Annotated in this window: 17 protein-coding genes and 5 pseudogenes; 9 read left to right on the top strand and 13 right to left on the bottom strand. The window is 59.1% G+C overall.

Features of this window, described 5'->3' with window-relative positions; all coding sequences use genetic code 11:
* Window positions 1-134: 134 nt before the first annotated feature.
* The gene (locus ACIQV9_RS00090; RefSeq protein WP_403096573.1) at window positions 135-593 is read left to right on the top strand and encodes a MarR family winged helix-turn-helix transcriptional regulator; all 459 of its coding nucleotides are present in this window, start codon (window positions 135-137) and stop codon (window positions 591-593) included.
* A gap of 91 nt (window positions 594-684) precedes the next feature.
* Here ACIQV9_RS00090 and ACIQV9_RS00095 read toward each other — a convergent pair.
* From ACIQV9_RS00095 to ACIQV9_RS00115, 5 genes and pseudogenes are all read right to left on the bottom strand, one after another.
* Window positions 685-885 (bottom strand): annotated as a pseudogene (locus ACIQV9_RS00095) (peroxidase); the annotation flags it as partial.
* A gap of 15 nt (window positions 886-900) precedes the next feature.
* Window positions 901-1,932: an NAD(P)-dependent alcohol dehydrogenase gene (locus ACIQV9_RS00100; RefSeq protein ID WP_403096576.1), complete on the bottom strand. Its 1,032-nt coding sequence runs from the start codon at window positions 1,930-1,932 to the stop codon at window positions 901-903.
* A 221-nt stretch (window positions 1,933-2,153) separates the two neighbouring features.
* On the bottom strand, window positions 2,154-2,582 hold the full coding sequence (locus ACIQV9_RS00105) for a nuclear transport factor 2 family protein (protein WP_403096578.1): 429 nt from the start codon (window positions 2,580-2,582) through the stop codon (window positions 2,154-2,156).
* A gap of 202 nt (window positions 2,583-2,784) precedes the next feature.
* Window positions 2,785-3,027 (bottom strand): annotated as a pseudogene (locus tag ACIQV9_RS00110) (phage infection protein); the annotation flags it as partial.
* 131 nt (window positions 3,028-3,158) lie between these two features.
* On the bottom strand, window positions 3,159-3,731 hold the full coding sequence (locus ACIQV9_RS00115; protein WP_403096581.1) for a chorismate mutase: 573 nt from the start codon (window positions 3,729-3,731) through the stop codon (window positions 3,159-3,161).
* Window positions 3,732-3,917: 186 nt separating this feature from the next.
* On the opposite strand from ACIQV9_RS00115, the gene ACIQV9_RS00120 reads away from it, so the two are divergent.
* The gene (locus tag ACIQV9_RS00120; protein WP_403096586.1) at window positions 3,918-4,823 is read left to right on the top strand and encodes a LysR substrate-binding domain-containing protein; all 906 of its coding nucleotides are present in this window, start codon (window positions 3,918-3,920) and stop codon (window positions 4,821-4,823) included.
* Between the two features lie 3 nt (window positions 4,824-4,826).
* Here ACIQV9_RS00120 and ACIQV9_RS00125 read toward each other — a convergent pair.
* Window positions 4,827-5,228 (bottom strand): annotated as a pseudogene (locus tag ACIQV9_RS00125) (RidA family protein).
* A gap of 200 nt (window positions 5,229-5,428) precedes the next feature.
* Window positions 5,429-5,671, bottom strand: a pseudogene (locus ACIQV9_RS00130) (phage infection protein); the annotation flags it as partial.
* Window positions 5,672-5,890: 219 nt separating this feature from the next.
* Here ACIQV9_RS00130 and ACIQV9_RS00135 point away from each other — a divergent pair.
* From ACIQV9_RS00135 to ACIQV9_RS00150, 4 genes and pseudogenes are all read left to right on the top strand, one after another.
* Window positions 5,891-7,438: a DUF2235 domain-containing protein gene (locus ACIQV9_RS00135; protein ID WP_403096588.1), complete on the top strand. Its 1,548-nt coding sequence runs from the start codon at window positions 5,891-5,893 to the stop codon at window positions 7,436-7,438.
* Window positions 7,438-8,088: a DUF2931 family protein gene (locus ACIQV9_RS00140; protein WP_403096590.1), complete on the top strand. Its 651-nt coding sequence runs from the start codon at window positions 7,438-7,440 to the stop codon at window positions 8,086-8,088. Before ACIQV9_RS00135 ends, ACIQV9_RS00140 begins: the two co-directional genes overlap by 1 nt.
* A 237-nt stretch (window positions 8,089-8,325) precedes the next feature.
* Window positions 8,326-9,999, top strand: a complete 1,674-nt coding sequence (locus ACIQV9_RS00145; RefSeq protein ID WP_403096593.1) for a hypothetical protein — start codon at window positions 8,326-8,328, stop codon at window positions 9,997-9,999.
* Window positions 10,000-10,041: 42 nt separating this feature from the next.
* Window positions 10,042-10,206, top strand: a pseudogene (locus ACIQV9_RS00150) (GFA family protein); the annotation flags it as partial.
* A 423-nt stretch (window positions 10,207-10,629) separates the two neighbouring features.
* Here the strand turns inward: ACIQV9_RS00150 and ACIQV9_RS00155 are convergent.
* The 5 genes from ACIQV9_RS00155 to ACIQV9_RS00175 form a co-directional block, all read right to left on the bottom strand.
* Window positions 10,630-13,725, bottom strand: a complete 3,096-nt coding sequence (locus ACIQV9_RS00155; protein WP_403096596.1) for an efflux RND transporter permease subunit — start codon at window positions 13,723-13,725, stop codon at window positions 10,630-10,632.
* Window positions 13,722-14,834, bottom strand: coding sequence for an efflux RND transporter periplasmic adaptor subunit (locus ACIQV9_RS00160; RefSeq protein ID WP_403096598.1), 1,113 nt, complete (start codon window positions 14,832-14,834; stop codon window positions 13,722-13,724). The genes ACIQV9_RS00155 and ACIQV9_RS00160 overlap by 4 nt, the downstream gene beginning before the upstream one ends.
* 30 nt (window positions 14,835-14,864) lie before the next feature.
* A complete protein-coding gene (locus ACIQV9_RS00165) occupies window positions 14,865-16,382 on the bottom strand; it encodes an efflux transporter outer membrane subunit (RefSeq protein WP_403096601.1) in 1,518 nt (505 codons plus the stop codon).
* Between the two features lie 119 nt (window positions 16,383-16,501).
* The gene (locus ACIQV9_RS00170) at window positions 16,502-16,717 is read right to left on the bottom strand and encodes a hypothetical protein (protein WP_403096604.1); all 216 of its coding nucleotides are present in this window, start codon (window positions 16,715-16,717) and stop codon (window positions 16,502-16,504) included.
* Window positions 16,718-16,920: 203 nt separating this feature from the next.
* On the bottom strand, window positions 16,921-19,818 hold the full coding sequence (locus ACIQV9_RS00175; protein WP_403096607.1) for an AAA family ATPase: 2,898 nt from the start codon (window positions 19,816-19,818) through the stop codon (window positions 16,921-16,923).
* Window positions 19,819-20,269: 451 nt separating this feature from the next.
* Between ACIQV9_RS00175 and ACIQV9_RS00180 the strand changes: the two genes are divergently transcribed.
* Window positions 20,270-21,928 carry a bifunctional 3-(3-hydroxy-phenyl)propionate/3-hydroxycinnamic acid hydroxylase gene (locus ACIQV9_RS00180; protein ID WP_403096610.1) on the top strand — a complete coding sequence of 553 codons (1,659 nt, stop codon included), beginning with the start codon at window positions 20,270-20,272 and terminating at the stop codon, window positions 21,926-21,928.
* A gap of 2 nt (window positions 21,929-21,930) precedes the next feature.
* A complete protein-coding gene (locus tag ACIQV9_RS00185; protein WP_403096613.1) occupies window positions 21,931-22,578 on the top strand; it encodes a TetR/AcrR family transcriptional regulator in 648 nt (215 codons plus the stop codon).
* 21 nt (window positions 22,579-22,599) lie between these two features.
* Here ACIQV9_RS00185 and ACIQV9_RS00190 read toward each other — a convergent pair whose 3' ends face one another.
* Window positions 22,600-22,986: a hypothetical protein gene (locus tag ACIQV9_RS00190; RefSeq protein ID WP_403096617.1), complete on the bottom strand. Its 387-nt coding sequence runs from the start codon at window positions 22,984-22,986 to the stop codon at window positions 22,600-22,602.
* 353 nt (window positions 22,987-23,339) lie between these two features.
* Here ACIQV9_RS00190 and ACIQV9_RS00195 point away from each other — a divergent pair, with 353 nt between their 5' ends.
* Window positions 23,340-23,954, top strand: a complete 615-nt coding sequence (locus ACIQV9_RS00195) for a TetR/AcrR family transcriptional regulator (protein WP_403096620.1) — start codon at window positions 23,340-23,342, stop codon at window positions 23,952-23,954.
* The last annotated feature ends 31 nt before the right edge of the window (window positions 23,955-23,985 follow it).

Consider the following 23,985-nt stretch of genomic DNA (forward strand, 5'->3'; position numbering starts at 1 on the left):
AGCATTCCCGGTGAACCAGTCGTCGGCCATCACCGTGTTGACTACGGCCAACACAACGAGCACTTCCGATACCATCGCATGCGATGTATAGTCTGGCTTTGCAGTCCATCCGTCTTTGGCCACAGAGAATGCTCATGAAATCCACCAAAAAGACAGCTGCCCTCGACTTGAAGCTTTCCGACTTCCTGTGTTTTGCGGTCTATTCCTCTAACCTCGCGTTCGGCAAGGCTTACAAGCCAATGCTCGAACGGCTCGGACTCACCTATACGCAATACATCACCCTCGTTGTGCTGTGGGAGGAAGACAACCAGACCGTTGGCAGCCTTGGCGAAAAGCTGTTTCTCGAATCCAACACCCTCACGCCGATCCTGAAGAAACTGGAAGCGATGGGTTATCTGCTGCGCCAGCGCGACCCGGAAGACGAACGCCAGGTACGCATCAGCCTTACAAACGAGGGGCGAAAACTGCGTGAAGGCCTCACGGAAGAAGGCTTCCCGCAAACCGATCTTGATCCCGACGACTTCGTGCAAATGCAGAAAGCCATTGTGAAATTACGGGACAACCTCATCCGTAATACGAAAGACAGGGAATAAGCCGTTTCGAGTAAAAATTGTGCGTTGCCGCAGGGGCCGAGGCGCAGCCGACAGCGTCAAAGCAAATGAATCTGTCCCGTTATCACACGGTGGCACCAAAGCCGCAGACGCATGACAGATTGCCGCCGGGAACCCGCTTGCCGACCGAGCGCACGAGCCCCGCGATGTCTGCACACCAGGCGCGCACTTCATCGGCAGCGTCGGCACCGGGCGCCAATGTCGCCACGATAAAAATCGCGCTGCTGGTGATGAGGCTATCGACGGATTGAGGCTCGGGTGTCTGGTTTTCCATATCGGCGTTGGTCCGTCATTTGCTCGCATCCAGCACAACGCGGTAACGCGCCTTGCCGCTGCGCAGGTGATCGATCGCTTCGTTGACCCGGCTCATGGGAAAGAGCTCGACTTGCGGCAGGATCTGATGGCGTGCGCAAAATTCCAGCATGGTCGCCGTGGTACTCGGCGAGCCGACCGGCGAGGCGGACAAGGTCTTTTGTTGAGGAATCAGGTTGAACACATGCACGGGAATAGCGTCGGGCACGATACCGACAAAGTGCAGGCGACCCTTGCCGCGCAGGGTGGCGAGCATGGCCGTCCAGTCGAGGTTGGCGTTGGCGGTCACCAGCAGGAAATCCAGGGTGCCGGCAATGGCGTTCAACGCGTCAGTATCGGTCGAGGCGACGACGTTGTGCGCGCCCAGGCGCCGGGCTTCGTCCGTCTTGTTCAACGACGAGGTAAACGCCGTGACCTCGCAGCCCCACGCGTTGAGGAAGCGCAGTGCCAGATGACCGAGGCCGCCGATGCCCACCACGCCGACCCGGTCAGTGGGTTTGATACCGAACTCCACCAGCGGGTTGAACACCGTCGAACCGGCGCAAAACAGCGGCCCGGCCATCGACGGGTCGAGCTCGCCCGGTATCGCCAGCGCCCAGGCCCAGTGCGAACGCAGCCGGTCAGCGAAGCCTCCGTTGCTACCGATGATGGTGGGTTTGGCGGTGCCGCACAGATGGTGGGCGCCGCCGATGCACGAGGAGCAATGCATGCAACTGCCCTTGTACCAACCAATGCCCACCCGTTGACCTACTTGGAGGCCGCGGACCTGCGCACCCACTCGCACAATGCTGCCGACCACCTCGTGGCCAGGGATAAAAGGGTAGTGGCTGACGCCCCATTCGTTATCGATCAGCGACTGGTCGGAGTGGCAGACGCCGCAATATTCCACGGCGACTTCCACCTCCTCATCCCCCAATGGACCGGGGTCGTAGCTGTAACGCTCCAGTGGCGCGCCGGCCGCCATTGCGGCCCAGCCGGTGAAGGACGTGACTTCGGTGCTATCGCTCATGGGATACCTCCAGATCAGGAGACACGCGGATTTGGCTGCTCTGGTGTCGCCGCGGAAGAAGGCAAACGCGGCGACCGCATGAAAGGATAGTCCGGGATCCCGGAACCAAGGGTGTGGCCCGACAATCAGTTCTTCCGGGTTGCCAGTGCGCCTTGATCGCGATCTGCCCCCGCAAGCGAGGCGCTAAGTCGCAGCACCTCGCCCCAAACGATGCAACGCTATCAGGCTTTGCTGGCCGCCAGATAAGCGCCAAGGCGTTGTCCCATTTGCTCGCCCAAGGCTTGCAAGGCACTGAATGGGCGGACCATCACCTCGAACTCAACGATTTTTCCCTGCTCATTGAATCGGATCATGTCGATACCCTTTAACTCTTTGCCGCTGACTTTGGCGCTGAACTCCAGGACGACGCTCAAGCCGTCGGCTGTCGACAGTTCCCGGTGATAGACAAAATCCTCAAATACTTTGACGACCGTGTTCAGAATCATCGATACCACGGCCGCTCCCGGGTAGGGCGTGTGGGCCATCGGCGAGCGGAATACTGCTTGCGGGTCCAACAACTCGGGCAGGGCGCTCAAGTCACCCTTGCGGATCATGTCGTGCCATAGCTTCAGGGCGTGTGCGGCGTTGGGGTGCAGGTTCAGTTCAGACATTTTCAACTCCTGTATTTTTGTTGTTCTGTAAAACGCTTCAGTGTTGCACATGCAGTGTCGCCCGATGGCTTGCCGCAAGACTTGAATAGTGCCGCCAGGATCAACTGGTGGCTATGCGAATGTACTAAAAGTAGCTTAAGAAAAAAGCCCGGCGGGTTAGGCCGGGCTTTTGGTTGGGTACCGCTGTGAAGCCATTCATTCAGGCAACGCGGTTTTCGATCAGACGGTCGGAACCGCCTTCAGCAACGCGGTTTTCGATCAGACGGTCGGAGCCACCTTCAGCAACGCGGTTTTCGATCAGACGATCGGAACCACCCTCAGCCACACGACTTTCAATCAGACGATCCGAGCCGCCTTCAGCGACAACCGGGTGAGCAGAGGTCGCGGCGAAAGCGTTAACTGCAAAAACCGAGAAAGCGATGCTGAGAATGATTTGGCGTTTCATGATGGTGTGCTCCGAGGTGTAGTTGTTTGGTATGGAGGAGATGTTACGCCCCGGAGTTTTTAAGAGAACTTCATTGAGTTAATGGTGACTATTGATGCAGTCAATGGCTGACCGAGACCGCCGTCGGCCTGTCACTGATCGGCGACACACAGCTCCCCGGTTGCGCGTATCAATGCCTGACCATGCAGTTGGTCCTTGATCAGGCCGGCGCGCGCCTCGCCCAGCCAGTCCGGGCAGTTCGGGTCTTTGCGGTAGGGCGCGAACTCAGCGTATTGCTGCAACAGACGGCTTTGCAGCTCATCCAGTTGGGGCCTGATCTGCCTGGCGAGGTCCGGCCGCGGTGTGTCAGGCGCCTTGCCGGCCGCCCGCCAATTAGCGATAAGCCCGTACTGCACGAGCTTGTTGGCTTCAATCTGTGCGGCGATCAACTCGGCGACCTGTTCCGGGTCCAGTTTTCGTTTAACGGCCATCTTCCTGGCGTTGGCGATGACTTGCGCTTCACGGGCACTGTCCTGGATCGGTTTGCCACTGTCCCACTTGGTCAGCGCCACCAGATCCCCAATGCTCAGGCGCTCGTTCATCGTCACCAGCAGCGGTTGTAAACTCTCGGGCACCGGGGAGGGTGTGCTCGCCTGAGCGCTGCCAGCGAATAAAACGATGAGGGCGCAGGTCAGCAGTTGCGGGATGCGTGGGGAGCGGGGCATAAGCAAAACCTCGTCAGGACTCACACAATCAGGTGTTGTGTATCACATAGGGGCGCCAAGCATACATCGCCTGGAGCGCCCGCTGAGTTAGACTGAAACTTACAACAAACCTACTGATTTCAGTCATCACTGTGCAGATTCATGGACAGTACGGCTGCATGTTCATCATGAAGCGGGTAGACCACAGTGAACCAACTTTTAGCAATGCGTGCTTTTGTACGTGTTGTGGAAACAGGCTCTTTCAGCCGGGCTGCAGACCAGCTGGCGCTTCCGCGTTCGACGGTCAGCAAGTTGATAACCGACCTCGAAAAGCATCTTGGCATCCAGCTGATGCACCGAACCACCCGTGCGGTCGCCGCCACATCGGACGGGTTGGAATACTACAGTCATGTGACGCGTCTGATTGCCGAGCTGGACTCTGTGGACACCGCCGCGCGTGGTAAAAAGCTCAAGCCTGGCGGACACCTGCGGATCGATGCGCCAGCCTCATTCGCCAATTGCCTGCTGATTCCCGCGTTGCCTGCGTTTCATCGCGAGTATCCCGATATCACCATTGCCTTAGGCATCAGCGACCGGCCAGTGAGTATCGTTGGCGAGGGCGTGGATTGTGTGATTCGTGCCGGTGAACTGGATGACATGACGATGATCGGCCGCAAGCTTGTCGACCTTCACTACGTGACCTGCGCGGCCCCCGCTTACCTCGAACGCGTGGGAATGCCTTCTTCCCCCAATGATCTCCAGACTAACCATGTTCAGGCAGGCTACTTCTTTGCCGCGACGGGTAAACCGGAACCCTTGATTTTCGAGAACGGCACTCATCGATATGAAGTCGGTGACTGCGAATTTTCGACAAATGACGGCAATGGCCTTAAAGAAATGATGCTCGCGGGCCTCGGTATCGGGCAGCACTTCAGGCGCATTGTTCAGCCCTGTCTGGACGCTGGCGAGTTAGTTGCCGTTTTGGAAGACTGGTCTCGACCCGCCATGCAGTTTCATATCCTCTATCCACCCAATCGACATCAAAATGCCCGGCTAAAGGTTTTTATCGATTGGGTGATTCAGACATTCAGAGAAGAGCCGTCCGCTCATTGAAACTCAAGGAACAATGGCGGTAACGCGGATTTCAATGCGCATCGTCGGAAGACCAAGCACCGCGACTCCGAGTTGCGTCCAGATGGGAGCGTGGTTGGGCATGTAGTGGCGATACAACCTGGCCATCGTCTCGTTGACTATCGGGGGGAAACCTCCCACATGATAAGAGTTGATGTGGACCACATGCTCCCAACTGGCACCCGCCGTCGCCAGGGTTCGCTCCAGGTTTTGAAACGCCTGAGCAATCTCGTCCTCGATCGATTCGGGAATCTGCAGTTCGTCGTTTCAACCGCCCTGACCAGAAGTCTCCACGCGATCGCCAATTTTTACGGCTTGCGAGTAGTGCAACGCATTGAGGAGCGTTTCCCCATAGCCGGGGGTAACAAAAAACTCGGGCTTGTTCATTGTGTTTCTCTGTTCAGTTCGATTGTCGGCAGAGGCTTCTACCTGTTGCCGATGCTAATAGACGGAATGGAGGATCAATAGCCGTTAAAACTGCCATGACTATCCATGTGCATGGATAGTTGGGTTGGCGTTGTGAACGAAAAAGCCCGGCTGATGAGGCCGGGCTTTTCGTTAAGTATTGCGATGAAACCATGCATTTATGCAGCGCGGCTTTCGATCAGACGGTCGGACCCACCTTCGGCAACGCGGTTTTCGATCAGACGGTCGGAACCACCTTCGGCAACGCGGTTCTCGATCAAACGATCCGAACCACCCTCAGCCACACGACTTTCAATCAGACGATCCGAGCCGCCTTCAGCGACAACCGGGTGCGCAGAGGAAGCGGCGAAAGCGTTAACTGCAAAAACCGAGAAAGCGATGCTGAGAAGGATTTGGCGTTTCATGATGGTGTGCTCCGGGGTGTAGTTGTTTGGTATGGAGCCGATCTTACGCCGCGGATTTTTTATGAGAACTTCATTGAATTGATGGTGACTATCGACGTCGGCAATGGATGGACGACGTTCAATTTCCATTGGGTGATGGCCTCTGGCTACGCATTGCTTGATTGGATCCACAGTGGCACCCTCAGCGCCCGCTGTACCAAGGAGCCAGGTGATCAAGGAATGAGTGGATACGTCCCCAACCCCCCGAAAAACTACCGATACGACCAAGCCAAGCCCGTCGACATCCATGCCCAGCGCTGGGCGGAATACGAGAAACACGGCAAGGCACCGGCGCCAGCGAAAGAAAAAGTCAGGGTCGCGCTGCGCATTGGGGTGTTCTTTGACGGGACGCTGAACAATGCGGGCAACTCGGCCTCGGGGCTGCTTTGCGGCGCGCATCATCCGATCCGGCCAGCGGATGTTGATGCGAGTTGTAAGCCGTATATGACGGACCCTGAAGGCAGTTATGGCAACGATGTCAGTAATGTCTTCAAGCTCTATGAGCTTTATCCAACATCGGAATTAGCCGGCAGCGGTGGTTCAGCCAAGCTCGTACATCGCAGTTTGTATGTCGATGGAATCGGTACGGATGCAGGCGCTGAAGACAGCATGGGGGCTGCGGCCACTGGACGAGGTGATGCCGGTGTCGCGGGGAAGGTACAAAAAGCGTTTGTCGCCATGAAAACACTGATCAAGGAAGTGGCAGATCGTAACCCTGGTAGCGATATCACATCGCTCACCTTCGACACCTTTGGGTTCAGTCGAGGTGCTGCCGCTGCCCGACATTTCGCCAATGAAATCTTACGTTGCAAACAAGGTCCTTTGGGCGAAGTGCTGCGTAGCAACCCGAAGGGCTTCAGCTCAAGTTTTGGTGGTCAGTACCACAGCGAAATCATCATGGGGTTTATCGGTCTGTTCGATACCGTTCCTTCGGTCGCGGGGGTCACAAACATTGGTAACATCCAGAGCCCGGTAGCGCCGGGGATCAAGCTTTACCTTGATCGAAAGTACTTTACCGATGTTGTTCAGTTGACCGCGCGAGATGAAATTCGAGCCAACTTCGCGTTAAGCACGGTCATCCCCGCACACACAGAAATATCTGTTCCCGGTGTGCACTCGGATGTCGGTGGAGGTTATCGGGAGGAAGTGGAGGAGTGCGTACTGGTCAGCCCTATGCAGGCCCTTACGATACGAGAGGGCGCAGATATTCAAACCACTTCAATTTATCGTGACGCCCAGCAGCAAAAAGCCAAGTGGATCGCCAACGGCTGGCCGAAGACAATGCTGGAAATTGTGACCCCGGAACCGAGCCGCTTGCCGAAGGCAGAGCAGACCACCGGGTTCAAGCAGGTCCGGGCGTACGCAGGTTTGCAGTTAAAGCGTTCGGTCAGTGGCAAGCTGTCAGTGGTGTATCTGCATTTGATGCATAAATTGGCGAAGGAGAAAGGTGTGCAGTTTTATGTGATCGACGAAAGCGACCCCGCTTACAGCGTTCCAACTGAGCTACAGCCTTTTTGCGATAGGGTTCTCGCCGGAAACTACGAGCCAACGACTGAAGAAGAAAAGATGTTGAGGCTTAAATACATCCACATGTCTGCAAACTGGAGTAATCCAGTAGGTGGGAGTCGAGAGCGAGGGGTGAACATACGCTACACCAACGCGCCAACTGAAAGTGGTGTGCGTGTGCGCCATCCTCATTTGGCGGACTCTAGCTGGAGAGTGTTTTGATGCGTGCGTTGATTTTATTGATTGGCGTGTGGTTTGTGACAGGGTGTCAGGCTTCAGGTGCCCCTTTAAATAGCGAACTCACTAGAAAATGGTGGAGCCTCAGCTTCAACCAACCGAATTACATGAAGGTTTGGGTCGAAGACAGCCAAGTCGAAGATATCACCGGCAAATTAATCCGCCGTACCGGCGGCGGCACGGCAGCGGGGAACGAGCCTGAAGACGGCACCGAGTCCGCTCGGGGATGGGGCCAAATCACCGGGAACATTCGGGAAGTCGTTGGCGCCGACTTGCCAAAACGTATCTACGTTCGTTGGCAGTCCGTTGTCGAATCAAAAACCTACCGGGTCTGGATCGATATACCCGAAGAGGCTCGGGAGATCATGCGTGCGACGGTGAATGATCCGTGTCCGGCAGAGCCTGAAGAACCAGCTGGCACTATAGCGCTGGTCTACGTTGGCCTTGCTCCCGGCGGAATTGCGCAGGTGTGGGTCTCGGACAAATGCATGAAGGCAGTCAAAGTTGCTCGCGCCCAAGCGGAGATTGAGCCGTTGGGGCCGCATCTTGGTAAGGCTGACGGTAACTATTACCCGCAATCCGAGAATTCCAAGCGCTACGTGCAGAAGTACGGCATCCCTTACGGCAGTTGGTAAGACCCAACACACCAACAAAAAACGGGCGCCCCCTTGGCGCCCGTTTTCATTTACTCCACAAACCCGGAATATCAGCTGTCGCAAACCTGTCGTCGGCTACACCGATAACCCACGATCACCGGGGTATGCTTTACCTCCTCAGCTATCAACGGTCTCCAGGAAATCAGACCGCTTCATCCGTCCCCGTCTACAAGCATTTCCTGCGAGGTTTCATGCTCTGGTCGAGAGGATAAACCGATGCACGACTATTACGATTTAGGCACCTACAGTCGCCTGGTGACGACGAGCTCACCCCAGACCCAACTCTGGTTCGATCGAGGTCTGATCTGGTGTTACGGCTACAACCACGACGAATCCATTCGCTGTTTCCACAAGGCAGCCGAACACGACAGCGAGTGCGCGATGGCCTACTGGGGCATCGCCTACGCCTCGGGCCCCAATTACAACAAGCGCTGGGATGCGTTCATCGAACAAGAATTGAAAGAAGCCGTGGCCCGTGCCCGACTGGCGACGCACACCGCGCTGGCGCATCTAGACGGCGCAAAACCGGTCGAGCAGGCGCTGATTCGGGCGTTGGACAAGCGCTACCAGGCTGATGAAGCGATCAGCCTTGAGCAACTCTTCGGCTGGAACGACGACTACGCGGCGTCGATGCGCGATGTCTACAAAGCCTTCCCTGACGATCCCGACGTCGTTGCGCTGTTTGCCGAAGCGTTGATCGACCGCACGCCCTGGCAATTATGGGACCTGAAAACCGGTGCGCCGGCACCGGGCGCCGACACCCTGGAGGCGGTGGCCGTGCTGGAGAAAACGCTGCGGCGGATGGAGCAGCACGGCGATGCGCCGCACCCGGGCGTGCTGCACATGTACGTCCACACGATGGAAATGTCGCCTTACCCGGAGCGGGCGTTGCGCGCCGGTGACGTCCTGCGTGACCTGGTGCCGGATGCCGGGCATTTGCGTCATATGCCGTCGCACATCGATGTGCTCTGCGGTGATTACCGTGGGGCCATGATCACCAACAGTCGGGCGATCCAGGCCGACAGCCAATACCTGCAACAGGAAGGGCCGCTTAACTTCTACACCCTGTATCGAAGCCACAACTACCACTTCAAACTCTATTCGGCGATGCTCCTCGGGCAGTACCAACCGGCCCTGGAGGCCGCCGATCAATTGATCGCGACCATCAAGGAAGAACTGCTGCGCGTGGAGCAGCCACCCATGGCCGACTGGCTGGAAGGCTTTGTGTCGATGAAGGTCCACGTGCAGATCCGCTTTGGCAAATGGCAGGACCTACTCGCCACGCCGCTGCCGAACGACCAGGCACTGTACTGCGTGACCACGGCGATGCTGCATTACGCCAGAGGCGTGGCGCACGCGGCCTGCGGGCATGTCGCCGCCGCGGAAACCGAACAGCAGCTCTTCATCAATGCCCTGACCCGAGTGCCGCCAACACGTTACATCTTCAACAACACCTGCCTCGACATCCTGGCAGTGGCCAGCGCCATGCTGCGCGGCGAAATCGAGTACCGCAAAGGTAACTACGACAACGCGTTTGCCTACCTGCGCGAGGCACTGGCATTGGACGACAACCTGCCTTATGACGAGCCATGGGGCTGGATGCAACCGGTCAGGCATGCCCTGGGCGCGCTGCTTCTGGAACAGGGCAGGGTAGAAGAAGCCTTGCAGGCCTATCGGGCCGATCTCGGACTGGACAACACCCTCAGCCGCGCGTCCTGGCATCTGGACAATGTGTGGAGCCTCCACGGATACGTGGAATGCCTGAAACGCCTGGGACGGGACGCTGAAGCCGCGGCGGCGAAGATTCGGCTTGACCTGGCCATGGAGCGGGCTGATGTGGAGATTACGGCATCGTGTTTTTGCCGGGTGGGTGAGCGATGCTGCAAGTGATGCACAAAGTGGAATATAGCCGTGCTGGCCGGTCCCATACCCATGGCATCAGGACAATGTCTTTGTGGGGCTGTACGCTTTTCCCTGGGGGTTGAACCGCGATTTTTTTATCGCTGCCATTGCACCCTGTGCCGCAAGCAAACCGGGGTCGGCCATAATCTCGCCACGCTGGTCAAAGCTAGCGACTTTCGATGGAAGAAGGGCAGGGCGCGATTCAATGATTGAACCAGGACCTTCTGACATCTGAACCTCGCAGCGAAAGCGAACCTCGGCTTTGGGTCACCCGGAATCAGGCTCATCCTTGAGTCAATGCGCGGTACTTGGCTTGTTGTTTTTGGGGCCTTTCAAGGCTACGTCGGTGGGAAGGGAAAACAATAGGAACCTTGTTAGTTGCGCTCGGGGTTAATGTAGCTTTTCAGCAGCGATAAGACCGGTTTGACGACCGGATACTGTTGGCCGATTGCTGTCTGTTGTCAGTAGCTCGGGCCATCAGCCTTTCCTGTGAGCCGCGAGGGGGCAAAAGAAAGTAACGTTTGCAGGGCCCTCACGGCTGATCTTGGTTGTTTTCAGAAACGGCGCTGAACAACTTCTCTAATTCGGTGGTATCGGGGGCCCGGCGCCATGGACTGCTCACTCAGAAGCAAGCGCGACCCTCCCCTTTACCTGTTGGGTATCAGCGGCCGTCTGGCGACCCACCTTGAACCATGCGGCGTACAACGCAGGGACAAAGAAAATCGTCAGCAATGTCGCCACAGTGAGGCCGCCCATGATCGCGATCGCCATCGGCCCCCAAAACACACTACGGGTGAGCGGGACCATGGCGAGTACGGTGGCCAGGGCCGTCAGCATCACCGGACGCGCTCGGTGAATGGCAGCATCCAGCACAGCATTCCACGGGTCGCGCCCCTCGGCGATCTCGATTTGCACTTGATCGATCAGGATCACCGCGTTCCGCATGATCATGCCACCCAGAGCGATGATGCCCAGGATCGCGACGAAGCCCAGCGGCGACTGAAACACCAGCAGCGCCGGCACCACACCGATCAAACCCAGCGGTGCAGTCAGCATCACCATCCACATGCGGGAGAAGTTCTGCAGTTGCAGCATGAGTAACAGCAGGATGGTGATTAACATCAGCGGAGCCACCGCGAGTAACGCCTTGTTGGCCTTGTCACTTTCCTCAACCGCTCCGCCCACATCGATGCGGTAACCGGTCGGCAGCTTGACTTCGATGTCCTTAAGCAACGGCAGGATTTCCTGCGTCACCGATACACCCTGCTCACCATCCTTCACGTCGGCACGCACAGTGATCGCCATGTCTCGGTTGCGGCGCCACAGTACCGGCTCTTCCAGTTCTGAGCGCACCTGTGCGACCTGCGACAGCGGCACCACAGTGCCCTGGCGTGTGTAAAGGTTGATGTTTTTCAGTGTGTCGAGATTCAAGCGTTCCTCTGGCACGGCACGGGCAACGATGTCGATCAGGTCCTCGCGCTCACGCAGCTGCGACAGGGTTGCGCCGTTCATCACGGTCTGGGTCGCCAATGACACCTCGGCTGGCGTGAGGCCAAGCGCGCTCGCCTTGTCCTGATCAAGCTCCACTTTCAGCGTACGCACCGGGTCGTTCCAGTCGAGCTGGAGGTCGCGCACCTTCGGGTTGGACGCAACCACCTTCTCCACGTCTCGGGCGATCTGGCGCACCTTCTGGGTATCAGGCCCTACGATGCGGAACTGTACCGGGTAGCCGACAGGAGGCCCCAACTCGAGCCGGGTCACGCGTACCCATGCCTGTGGGAATTGTTGATCAGCCGAGGCCACCAGCCGCGCACGTACCCGCTCGCGTGCATCCAGATCTTTGGTCATCACAACGAACTGGGCAAAACCCGGATTGGGCAGCTCGGGGTTGAGCGAGAGATAGAAACGCGGTGCCCCGGCGCCGGTGTAGGCGGTATAGAAACGCACGTCCTCGTCCTTCGCCAGGATCTCCTCCATGTGCTTGACCTGCTCGGTCGTCGCGGCAAACGAAGAGCCTTCCTTGACGCGCAGGTCTATGACCAGTTCCGGACGCGAACTGTTGGGGAAGAATTGCTGCGGCACCAGCTTGATACAGGCCAGAGCAAGCACCAGAGCGCCAACCGTCGCGCCGATGACCACCCAGCGGCGCTCGATGGCGGCGTCGATCAGGCGGCGCAGGCTGCGGTAGAACTTGGTGTCGTGCGGATCAGCGTGCTGATGCTTGCCCAAGTCGTTGGGCAGCATCTTGACCGCCAGGTACGGTGTGAAGATGCCGGAACAGATCCACGAGAACAGCACCGCGGCACCGACGATCCAGAAAATGCCGCCCGCGTACTCGCCGGTGGTGGATTTTGAGAGGCCGATCGGCAGGAAGCCCACGACGGTGATGAGTGCGCCGGTCAGGCGCGGCATGGCGGTGGACTGATAGGAGAAGGCGGCCGCTTTGACGCGGTCCATGCCGGTTTCCATCTTCGCCACCATCATTTCGATGGCGATGATGGCGTCATCCACCAAAAGCCCCAAGGCGATAATCAGTGAGCCGAGCGAGATGCGCTCGAGGTTCCAGCCCATCGCCAACATCACCAGCGCCACGCCGCCCAACACCAGCGGCACCGTGGCCGCGACCACGAGGCCTGCGCGCCAGCCCAGGCTGGCCAGGCTCACCGCGATCACGATAATCAGCGCCTCGGCCAGCGCGCGCCCGAAGTCCAGGATTGCATCCTTTACCGTGGTTGGCTGGTCAGCCACCAGCTCCAGCTCCACGCCGTGCGGAAGTTCTGACTGAATCTTGGCGACTGCCGTGTCCATTGCCTTGCCGAGGTCCACGATGTTGCCGTCGCTGGTCATTGTGATGCCGAGCATCAGCACTGGCTGGCCGTTGTGACGTACCGTGTAGGTCGGCGGATCCTCGAAGCCACGTGTAACGGTTGCGATGTCGCCGAGCTTGATCAGCCGGCCGCCCGCGGAGATGGGCACGTTGCGGATGGCCTCTTCGCTGGCGAATTGGCCACTCACGCGCACCATGACGCGGTCGCCGCGGGTGTCAATCTGGCCTGCGGGCAACATCGCGTTCTGGCTCTTGAGGCTTTCGGCGATGGTCAGCGGTGTAATGCCCAGCGCTGCCAGGCGCTCGTGCGAGAACTCGACGTAGACACGCTTGGCCTGCTTGCCGATGAGATCGATCTTCTTGACCATCGGCACCTTCAGCATCTGGCGCTTGATGTCCTCGGCCGCGTCCGACAGGTCGGCGTGGCCGACACCGTCGCCCTTGATGGCGTACATCAGGCCATACACGTCGCCGTACTCGTCGTTCAAGATCGGGCCGATTACGCCGTCAGGCATCTCGAGGCTCAGGTCGTTGAGTTTCTTGCGCGCCTGGTACCAGGCTTCTCGCTGGTCAGCCTTGGAAGTGCCGCCGCGCACGGTGAGCGTCATCCCTGCATAGCCTTGGCGCGCGTAGGTGACCACCTTCTCGAAGTTGTCGATCTGCTCGAATTTCTTCTCCATGCGGTTGAGGACCTGGTCCTGCAACTGCTGGGCAGTGGCACCCGGCCAGATGACCATGGCGGTCATGGACGGAACAGAAAAGTTCGGATCCTCGAGTTGGCCGAGCTTGGTGAAGCTGAAGGCGCCGGCCGCTGCGACAATGAGGAGCATGAAGAGGACGATGGCGCGATGGCGCAACGCCCAGTCGGTGAGGTTGAAGTTGTTCATCGGGCGGCCTGCTGCGTGGTATTCGCGTCAACGATCGCAACATCGGGGAGCGCGACCTTCAGTCCGGACGTCATCTTCTGTACGCCGGCGGTGATGACCAATACGCCTGCCTGGGGCCCGGAGACGAGTACCGAGTCATTGCGGTAACCCCAAACTGCCACACGCTCCAGATCGACGATGCCAACCGGATCCTTGCCCGTGGGCGTGACCACCCACAGCGCCGGCTGACCGCCGATCTGCGTCAATGCCGTGGCTGGCACTGCCGCCACAGAGACACTTGTCATGACTCGCTCGGCAATCACCGTGGCGGTGGCGCCCAGCGGCAACGCCTGCAACGGCTTGAGTCGCGCGCGATAGGTGCGCGTCTGTGCTGCAGCCTGTGGCGACAGCTCACGCAACGTGACCTCGAAGATCTCGTTCGGCGCACTGGCCAGCGAGGCCTTGAAACGCGCGTCCTTGAATACGGCCAGTTGATCCTCGGGCACATCGATGACGATCTCGGATTCGCCCGGATTCGCGATCAAGACAACCGGTTGCCCCTCCGGTACGACCTGTCCGGCCTCAAAGCGGACAGCCGTGACGACGCCGCTGCGCGAGGCGCGCAGCACGGTGTACTTGAGCCGGTTGCGCGCGAGTTCGAGCTTTCGCGCCTCGGCCTCGGCGGTCGCATGCGCGGTTTGGGCATTGGTCTGCGCGCGCTCGGCGTCGGCCGCGCTGACCGAGCCGTCAGCCTTCAGCGCGGTCAGGCGCTGGCGGTCCGAGTCGGCTTGGCGCGTCTGCTCGACGGCAACCGACCACTGTTGTCGCGATGCTTCCTCAGCGAGACGGTAGTCACTGTCATCCAGCACAGCCAAGATGTCGCCTTCACGCACAAACTGGCCTACATCGACCTTGCGCTGGGCTACCTTGCCGCCCACGCGGAAGGCCTGGTCGACTTCATGTCGCGACTGTACGGTGCCCACATAGCGACTGATGTCGCTGGCATTGTCGTAGCTGATTGCAGCGGTGTGCACCGGTCGTGGCGCCTGCACGGTGGGCTGGTCGGGGCTACACGCGGACAGCATGACGGCGACGGCCAAGGCGCCGGCCGCAGTAAGGGAATTCTTCAAGGCGGTTCCTCTTTGGAAAACGACAGATACTTAGGAAAGTGGTGGCCGGTCGGCTTTGGCGGATGCGGTTGGGTTGACGGGTTGTTCGAACACTTGCCAGCCCCCGCCCAGTGCCTTGTAGAGCTGCACGCTATCGAGCAGCAGGCGGGTGTTGCTTTCGTTGGAATTCAGGCGTGCCGCCAGGCGCGCCCGCTGCGAATCCAGCAATGGCAACAGGTCGATTTGCCCGCGGTTATAGAGCGACTGGGCGCGGTTCTGTGCAGCCTCCGCGGACGCGGCGGCCAATTGCAGCGACCCGGAGCGGCGGCGTTCCTGCGCAAGCGTGACAAGGGCGTTTTCCACATCCTCGAGCGCCCGTACGATGCCGTCCTCGGCGCGTAGCAGCGCCTCTTGTTGAGCACTTTCGGCCGCTTCGTTGATCGCTTGCGTGCGCCCGGCGTTGAAGAGCGGCATCGCCAGCAGGCCCGCTACGTTGGTGAAGCGCGCAGCACCTAGATCGGCACCGTTCAGGCTAAGGCCCTGACGGCCAAAGGACGCACCGAGGAAGAGTTGCGGGAACCATTCAGCTTTCGCTTGCTGGCGTCGCGCATTGGCGGCGTCGAGCTGTGCCATCAGCGCCAGTACGTCAGGTCGGCGTTGCAGCAACTCGGCGGGTTGGCCGGGCTTGGCCTCGGGCACGTCGGTCAAATCACCTGTTGAAGGCTGGATGTTCGTGGTGTTGAAAGACTGGTCGGCGATCAGCACCGCGATACGGTGACGTGCCACCGCCACTTGAGTTTCCAGCGGCGGAATCTGCGCCCGCGCCGACAAGGCATCGGTCTGCGCGCGTTCGACGTCGAAGGCGGATGCCAGCCCCACCTGTTGACGCGCGGCGACCAGACGCAGCGTCTCATCCTGCATCGCCGAGATTGCGCGCAGCGTTGCGACCTGGCGCTGTGCTCCGACAAGTGTGAAATAGTTGCTGACGACATCGCTCATTACCAGCAGGCGTACTCCCCGCATGCTGTGTTCCGCGGCTAGCGCATCGGCGTCGGCCGCCGCTGCGCCGGCTCGCAGACGGCCGCTCAGGTCGAGTTCCCACGAGACGTCCAGACCCACACTGGTGGTCTTGGTATCCGGATAACCCTGTTTCGTGGCCGAGCTGTAGCCGCTGCTGCGATCACTGCCGGAGGCGGATGCGCCGACACTCGGGAACAGCCAGGATTGGCTGACCGTCTCTCCGGCACGCGCGGCACGCAGGCGCTCGGCGGCAATCTTGACGTCGCGGTTCTCACGCGCGGCTCGCCGCACCAGATCCGTCAGCAACGGGTCGTGGTAGACCTCCCACCAGGCCGCCTCGGGCTCCATCTCGGAGGCTGTGCTCGCGGCAAAGTTGTTCGGCAGGTCGATTGATGGCTTGACGACTGGTGTGGAACAACCGGATAGGCCGAAGGAGATCGCAGTGCCAAGGGCTGCCGCAATAACGAAGCCAGTCGTGCGCTCGGTGCGCTTTAAGGTGGTTCGACCGGATTGATGGGACAGCGGATGGAAAGTGGAAAATCGCGACATCAGAGTGAACTCGTGTAAATGCGAGGTTGCATCAGCGTAGGTTCGGGTGCGCGCGAAGTCGTCAGCGAACCGTCGCCGTTCGGTCGCCATGCGCTCATTTATGTTTATGTTGGAAGGAGTCACTCGCGGTCAGTGTCTACCGCCTGTTCACTGACGGCCGACGCTAGATCCGAGCCAATCGACTCCAGCAACTCTTCGGCAGACGAGAACTCGCGTTGACGACCGGTGACCAGGTTTTCGAGACGGCCAGCTAGGGCTCCCGGCGCGGCATCACTACGTAACTTGACAACGTATGCGCGGCGGCTCGGGTACTTGGATTCAGGGTTCAGGCTCATCACGGACCAGGGGATCAAGAAAGTTCGACGACAGGGTAGGCCGCCCCCTGGGTCGAGTCGTAAGCGAAAGGTCAGAGTTTGGTCGGGACGGCGCTCGCAAAACAGAGACGGCGATCACCAGAACGCTGGCGGCCACGCGGTTTTAGCCCTCGCTGAGTGAGCGCGATATCAGTTCACCAGGCAATGAAGGGTAAGCCGTCGCTTCAAGTCGACTTAGCAGCCTGAAGCAGTGAGTGCGCACGTTTCACCAGTTCGGTTCCGTCAGTTTCGGGCAATTGATCAATCAGAGTCGACAATGCCTGATGGTCCTCGGCCGTAGCCTTGTGGTGCTCATACAACTCCACCAGCGCTAGCAGTTCCAGCCACGGTGCTTCCTGGGCCCGTGCCTCCTCAACGGCGCGACGCACCGCAACGCTGCCGGCGCCAGGCCGACCCTGAGCTCGAACGATCGCGGCCTCCAGCAGCAAGAGCTGCGGCAGATACACGCGTTCGCCCAGTTCTTCCCCCACCCGGAGTGCTTCCTGCAGTTCGATTTGCGCTGCGTCGTAATCACCTGCCAGTAGTAGCGCCTCGGCGGCGTATCCGAGTACTTCGCTGGCACCGGAGCGCATGCCGAGTCGGGTGTGTTCTTCGTAGGCTTCGCGTATGCGACGGTAGCCGTCGCGGGGTGCACCGTTGCGGGCGTCGGCCCAGCCGCGCCACCAGCGGCAAGCCGTGCGCCCGAGTGCGAGCGAATACTCATCGACGAGCTTCTGCATGTCGTCAGCCAGCGCAGCCACCCGCATAGGGCTCCCCAGCCGTACTTCGATCAACACCTCCTGCCAGGTAGCGACCAGCCATGTCATAGGTTGTCGAAGCGTATGCGCGCGGGTTCGTGCTTGCTGCATATGGGTCCGACCCTGCTTGATAAGGCCAGAACGCACCAGCTCAATGGCCAGCATACCGTGCAGCATCACCTGGGGATCAGCCGCAAAGATCTCGCTTGTCCCGATGTCCAGCGGCTCGGCGATCGCAAGAGCGCGCTCTAACCAGCCGCGAGTCGTTTTCGTGCGACCCTGGAGGTGATGCACCTCGCCCTGAACGATGCACGCCGCCAGCATGAGCTCTTGATCGTTCGCGGTTAGGGAGAGAGCTTCAGCGCGTTCTGCCACTTCCAAAGCTTGCGAATAGTCGCCGCGCAGACCGAGCAGATAGCCGAACCCGTGCAGAAGGCGACCACGCATAGGGTGTTCGGGTACATCCGCGAGCAGCGTGTACGCCCGTTCGAATGCGCCCTTGGCTTCGCTGCCGACACCGAACATGTGGAAGGCCGAAACCCCCTGCAACGTGGCCAAGGTAATTTCGAGCGTATCGCGCTCCGTCCCCTCGGGTACCTGCATAAGCAGGAGTAGGGCGCGCTCAGTGAGGCTGATGCACAAGTCCGGGCTGAAGTGCTGTAGCGCGGCTTCTGCGGCCTCGGCGTAGTAGCGCAGCGCGATCATCGGCAGCCGAGCACGGTCGAAGTGCATTGCCAGTTCCGAGGCAGCAACCGGCACACCGGCCGAGCGCTCGCGTTCGAGGGCAGTGCCAACTTGGCCATGGAGATCGATGCGCAACGAACGCGGTGTGCGCTCATAAAGCACTTGGCGAAAAAGGGCGTGTCGGAACGAGTAAGGAGGCTCTACCGCCTCGTCAACATCGGGAGCCCGCGATTGATTGAGCCATACCTGCTCACGTATCAGTTCCTCGCAGGCGGCGATCACCGAAGAGAGATTGCGCTCGAGGGCCAGCGAAACCGTCTCAATCCGGAAGTCGGACCCGCACACCGCAGCCGCGCAGAGGAGTGTTCGTTGCTCCGGATCAAGCTTGGCGATGTAGTGATCGATGATGGCCGCAAGGTTGTCGGGAACCGCCAGATTCGCCAGTCGAGCTTCGATGGTGGTTTCGTCTTCTTTTGCATCCATCACTTCACTGATGATTGAGGAAACGAACAACGGCACACCGTCGGTCCGTTCGTGCAGGGCGCGCACGAAGGCTTCATCGCGTGCAAGCGAGGCTGAACGCAGCGCCACATAGTCGGCGACCTCGGTTTCGGAAAACGGGTCGAGCACCACTTCCTCGCACAAGCGTTGCAGACGCAGTTCGTGGCGCAATGAGCTGAGCGGATGGTCGAGCGCCACCACTTCGGCAAGGCGGAAGCTTGACAGCCACATGCACCGTGCGGGGCTACGTCGGCGGGCCATGTAGTTGATGAGCTGGACTGTCGCCCGATCACTCCAGTGCAGGTCTTCGGTCACCAGCAACAGCGGGCGCGTCTCTGTGTAGCGGTCCAACAACTCACCGAACTCCCTCAGCATGCGTTCCGGACCGATGCCGGCCAGCTCGCGCCGCAATGCGTCACGCTCCTCTGTGCTACTCAACCACGGCAATTGCAGCAGCCAGGTTGGTGCCACATCGCGCAACAACGCCGGCAGGGCCGGGTCGCTGCGGCAAAGATCGGCCAACGCCTCCAGCACCGGCAGGTACGGTTCGCCGGTGCCGAAGTGCTCCATGCAATGGCCCCGTGCGCAAGCGATGCCGCCAAGGCTGGCGAGGAAATGTTCGATCAACGTGGTCTTGCCGATCCCCGGTTCTCCAGCAAGCCAGACAACGGCCCGCTGACCGCTACCGGCCCGCTCCCACGCCCGTTGCAGCCTGGAGACCTCGTCAGTGCGACCGATGAATGACGGCAACAGGGGGGTGTCGGTCGCCGTAACCGCCATGGGTGTAGGCGGCATCGAAGCAGCAGGGGGCGAGACGGCGATGAAGCGATAGCCGCGCCGCGACACCGTCTCGATAAAGCGAGGGTGCTTAGAGTCATCGCCCAATACCTTGCGCAGATCGCTGATGGCCGTCTTCAGGACCGAATCGCTGACAAACCGATGCCCCCACACGGAATCCAGCAAGGCGTCTTTGGATACCAATGAACCCGGCTGGCGTGCGAGCACACACAACAACAGAAAAGGGGTCGGCGCCAACGCCACAGCTTTTCCATCACGCAACAAGCAAGCGTTGGCCTCGTCGAGTTCGAACTCGCCAAAGTCAAGCAGTGTGGGGGTCGGATGGGGCTGCGGGCGCGCCACGGTTGATTCCTAAAGACTAAAAACATGGTGGTGCGCTGAAGATTCGCACGGGGTTCGATGCTAGAAAACGATGCGCCTGACTTCCTAGTCCTGTGGACCTGACTTCCTGCACCGACTGTTCTCCAGTCCAGGCTCGGGCTCCCAGCAGTCACGCACTTCAGTCCTGGGCTGTTGCTCCCATGACAACGCCGATCAGCTCTGAAGCCAAGCGTCGTCGGTCGGAAACTGGCACATACGCAACTTCATGCCACGAGCCTTCTTCGCCTTAACGTGGCCAGTTACGGCCTGGCATCTCAACTCGCCCGTTCGGCCTCATCACGGCTTTTCAATGATCTCAAATATTAATGACAAAAACATCAATATTGAAATATCTCTCAATATTGCATACCTTGATTGTGCCTAACGATGAGACCTGTGCGCCTCACGACTTCAATCACAACAAGGGCTCGAGATGAACAACAACAAGAAAGATTCCGAATTGCCTCCCTCCGCCGTCGACGTGCTGGTCGTCGGTAACGGTCCGGTAGGTGCGACAATAGCGGCGCTGCTCGGCCGCTACGGGGTTACGACCCTGGTGCTGGACAAACTCCATGAAATCGTACTGATGCCTCGTGCCATTGCTCTGGACAACGAAGCCCTGCGCATCCTGCAACTCGCCGGATTGTCGGAGGACGCTTTCGAGAAGATCGTTATCCCTGAAGTGAAGATGCACTCTCCGGTCCTCGGACAATTCGGGCGAGCCAATACCGAGGGATGTATCGACGGCCATCCCAAGCTTGTGACGTTCTATCAACCCGACCTCGAACGAGCGATGCGTGGCCAGGTTTCCCGACTGAAATCAGTGACCAGCCTGGGTGGTTTCGAGCTGGAGAGTCTGGTCGAGGAAGCGGAGTGCGTGGTCGCCACCGTAAGGGATCAAAATGGACACTTGCATCCTGTTCGCGCCCAGTACCTGATCGGTGCGGACGGCGCCAGCTCCAAGGTCAGAGCGCTGATCGGCCAGGAGTTCGAAGGACAAACCTATGCAGAGGATTGGCTGATTGTCGATGCCAAAAACCGGCATCAGACAGCCATTGATCACATTGAGTTTATCTGTGATCCGCGGCGGCCCACGCCGCACATGCCCGCCCCCGGTGGAAGGGAGCGCTGGGAGTTCATGTTACAGCCCGGCGAATCCCGGGAGGAGCTGGAAAGCCCGGAAAGCATCGCCCGGCTCATTGCGCCATGGGTCAATCCGTTGGAGTTGGAAATCGAACGCAAGGCGGTGTATCGATTCCACGCGCGTTGCTGCAACCGATTCAGCAAGGGACGTACTTTCCTCGTCGGCGACGCGGCACACATCACCCCGCCCTTTGTCGGGCAAGGTCTCGTAGCGGGCCTTCGTGATAGCGCCAATCTTGCCTGGAAACTGGCTTGGGTCCTTCGCGGCCACGCCGCGCCGACGATACTCGATTCCTATGACGTAGAGCGCCGCCCGCATGCTCAGGCGATGATCAATCTGGCAAAACTCATGGGCCGCCTGGTGATGCCCAAGAACAAGGTCGCGGCTTTCTTCATCCACGGCCTGATGCGCATGCTGGCGTTGACTCCAGCGACCAGAAGGTACTTTGAACAGTTGGACATCAAACCGAAGAACACTTTCATGCACGGCCTGTTCGTGCAGCATCGGCGGGGTGACAAGCTGGTACGCGGCAGCCTGTTTCCCCAAGCATGGGTTCGTACCCTGCAAAAGCAGATCAAGCTGAGCGACGATGCGCTGGGAGACAACCTGACCCTGGTTGGATTTGGTGTTGACCCGTTGTCCTTGCTCACCACTGATCAGATCGTTGCCTGGGAAAAAATGGGCGGTCACTTCCTGGAGGTCAGACCCCGCGGCCAACGCTCCGGTGGCAGCTGTGACTTCATCGAAGACATGAACCATGAGATCTTGCCACTGGCTGCCAAAGGAACGCTCGTTGCCGTTCGTCCTGACCGGATCATCATGCACCACGCCCCTGGCACAGAGGCCAGCAAACTCCTTCGAGAATGCCGGGGTCTGCTAATGAGTGATGACGCCACTCCTGACGGCGTTTCCATTACTATCAACGAGCCGATTAGATTAAGAGCTTGATCATGGATTCCCCCACACCTCCTTTAGAAGCTGCTGTGCCAGAACCTCTCACCAGGGGGCACAAGAAGCGTGAGCGCACCCGTCGCGGTCTGGTCGACGCGGCATTGCGACTTGTTGCACGTAAGGAAGTGGGGGATATCGGATTGTTCGAAGTCGCCGCCGAGGCGGCGGTATCCAACGGCACCATCTACAACTATTTCCGAACGCGTGACGAAGTACTCGAAGCGGTGGGCATCGCCATGGCCGCGGAGTTTTCTGACGCCATTTCTGTCCTGAACGCGGACGTGCAGTGCGGAGCACAGCGGCTTTCGATTGGCGTACGCATGTTTGTGTGTCGTGCTGCGGCTGACCACCAATGGGCGAATGCGCTATTGCGCATCATCCATTTCGACCAGGCCATGCGCTCACGATTGGCGACTCATGTAATGGGTGATCTGCGTGAGGGGCTGCGTGCAGGAACTTTGGCTTATGAGGACGAGGGGGTCGCCCTGGATTTGGTCTTGTCGTGCACAACCGGAGCGATGCGCTCAGTTGTCGAGGGGCGTGCAGTGGTGGAGCACGATGTGCGGGTCGCCGAAATGATTCTCCAGGCTCTGGGCGTAACGCCTGCCAGAGCCAGGAAAATCGCTGGCAAGCCGCTACCGGCCTGAACTGATGTCATCCTTGATTTGTCAGGCTTGATCGATCCATTGCCGATAGCTCTTCGCCTGGCGACGAACCTTCAACTGATTGCAGATCAATGCCATGAGTGGCGACGTCCCGGGGTTTGTCCTTTTTCCTTGGCTCAACAACCCGAGCTGCTTCTTGACCACCGATGCCACTGCAAGCGACGCCAGCGCTTTGTTCTTCCAACGGGCGACGATGGGCTCCACTTTGATGTCCCGACCTGCCATCCACTGTTTCGGCAGAGCAGGCTCGATTGCTAAAGCAGTGGCAAGTCCGACCATCGACACCGAGCCGCTCACCACTCGCTCCGCGACCTCCTTTCTACGTACGCCGCCGGTGACCATCAGCGGCATGCGCGCTATTTCGCGCTTCGCCTGGAGCGTGTTCCTCATTGGCGAGGTTCTCCTCCATGGCAGCCTTGGCGATTCGGTTCGGAATCACCGTGCCGTCAGGTAATCGAAGTGGTTTGAAGAGATTTGAGCCGGTCATGTTATGTCCTGGTTTTCATCGATGGGCAGAGCGCTTGCCGAGAAGACGAACCTGCACATTGACATAATTGAACACGAGTGTTCAATTATGTCAATGTGCAGGGCTGTTGATGATCCGGCGACATCAATCATGGCCTCCAAATTATTAGGTTGCTCGCCGATTGTCAGACAAAAAACCAGCATTCTAAAAAATATGGTTGACGTAAAATGAACACGAGTGTTCAATCGATCCATAAGGTAATCCTGGAGAGAGAACCGTGGAATCCCTGAATCCGACACAGCGCCGTATACATCAAGCTGCCTTTCGCCTGTTCGCCGAGAGAGGCACCTCACAAGTGAACATCCTTGACCTCGCGCAAGAGGCAGGCGTCGCGCGCGGAACGGTTTATAGCAACATAGACAGCATGGAAAGCCTGTTCGAGGCGGTCGCCAGCCATCTCGCGAGGGAGATGCATGAGCGCGTCAACAAGAGCTTCGACTCCCTCTCGGATCCCGCTCATCGCCTTGCAAATGGCATTCGATTCTTCATTCGCCGAGCGCACGAAGACTCCCAGTGGGGCGCGTTCATCCATAAATTCGCCATGAGCAATTCGGCGTTGCGCGAAATGTTCAGCAGCCAAGCGACCCGGGATCTTCTGAGCGGGCTTACCACTGGGCGCTACACGTTTGCGCAGGAGCAATTGCTCTCGGTACTGACGCTGATATCGAGCAGCGTTCTTGGCTCTATTTTCCTGGTACTGGAAGGTCACCGAACGTGGCGCGAGTCGGGCTCTGATACCGCGGAGCTGGTACTGCGGGCATTGGGGGTGTCGTCAGAGGAGGCTCGTGCGTTGGCGACCAAAGAGTTGCCGGCACTTCCATCTCTCGACTGATTTCGTAACTGAATTAATTGGCAAAACCCCT

Origin of the sequence: Pseudomonas sp. NPDC099000 (genome assembly GCF_044759925.1) — a bacterium.
Classification (GTDB): domain Bacteria; phylum Pseudomonadota; class Gammaproteobacteria; order Pseudomonadales; family Pseudomonadaceae; genus Aquipseudomonas.

Bases quoted from the DNA above. Each gene is read 5' to 3' on its own strand.
- ACIQV9_RS00100 (WP_403096576.1), bottom strand. From the start codon at position 1,932: ATGAGCGATAGCACCGAAGTCACGTCCTTCACCGGCTGGGCCGCAATG.
- ACIQV9_RS00105 (WP_403096578.1), bottom strand. From the start codon at position 2,582: ATGTCTGAACTGAACCTGCACCCCAACGCCGCACACGCCCTGAAGCTA.
- ACIQV9_RS00155 (WP_403096596.1), bottom strand. From the start codon at position 13,725: ATGAACAACTTCAACCTCACCGACTGGGCGTTGCGCCATCGCGCCATC.
- ACIQV9_RS00190 (WP_403096617.1), bottom strand. From the start codon at position 22,986: ATGAGGAACACGCTCCAGGCGAAGCGCGAAATAGCGCGCATGCCGCTG.
- ACIQV9_RS00165 (WP_403096601.1), bottom strand. From the start codon at position 16,382: ATGTCGCGATTTTCCACTTTCCATCCGCTGTCCCATCAATCCGGTCGA.
- ACIQV9_RS00135 (WP_403096588.1), top strand. From the start codon at position 5,891: ATGAGTGGATACGTCCCCAACCCCCCGAAAAACTACCGATACGACCAA.
- ACIQV9_RS00185 (WP_403096613.1), top strand. From the start codon at position 21,931: ATGGATTCCCCCACACCTCCTTTAGAAGCTGCTGTGCCAGAACCTCTC.
- ACIQV9_RS00180 (WP_403096610.1), top strand. From the start codon at position 20,270: ATGAACAACAACAAGAAAGATTCCGAATTGCCTCCCTCCGCCGTCGAC.
- ACIQV9_RS00090 (WP_403096573.1), top strand. From the start codon at position 135: ATGAAATCCACCAAAAAGACAGCTGCCCTCGACTTGAAGCTTTCCGAC.
- ACIQV9_RS00115 (WP_403096581.1), bottom strand. From the start codon at position 3,731: ATGCCCCGCTCCCCACGCATCCCGCAACTGCTGACCTGCGCCCTCATC.
- ACIQV9_RS00140 (WP_403096590.1), top strand. From the start codon at position 7,438: ATGCGTGCGTTGATTTTATTGATTGGCGTGTGGTTTGTGACAGGGTGT.
- ACIQV9_RS00145 (WP_403096593.1), top strand. From the start codon at position 8,326: ATGCACGACTATTACGATTTAGGCACCTACAGTCGCCTGGTGACGACG.
- ACIQV9_RS00170 (WP_403096604.1), bottom strand. From the start codon at position 16,717: ATGAGCCTGAACCCTGAATCCAAGTACCCGAGCCGCCGCGCATACGTT.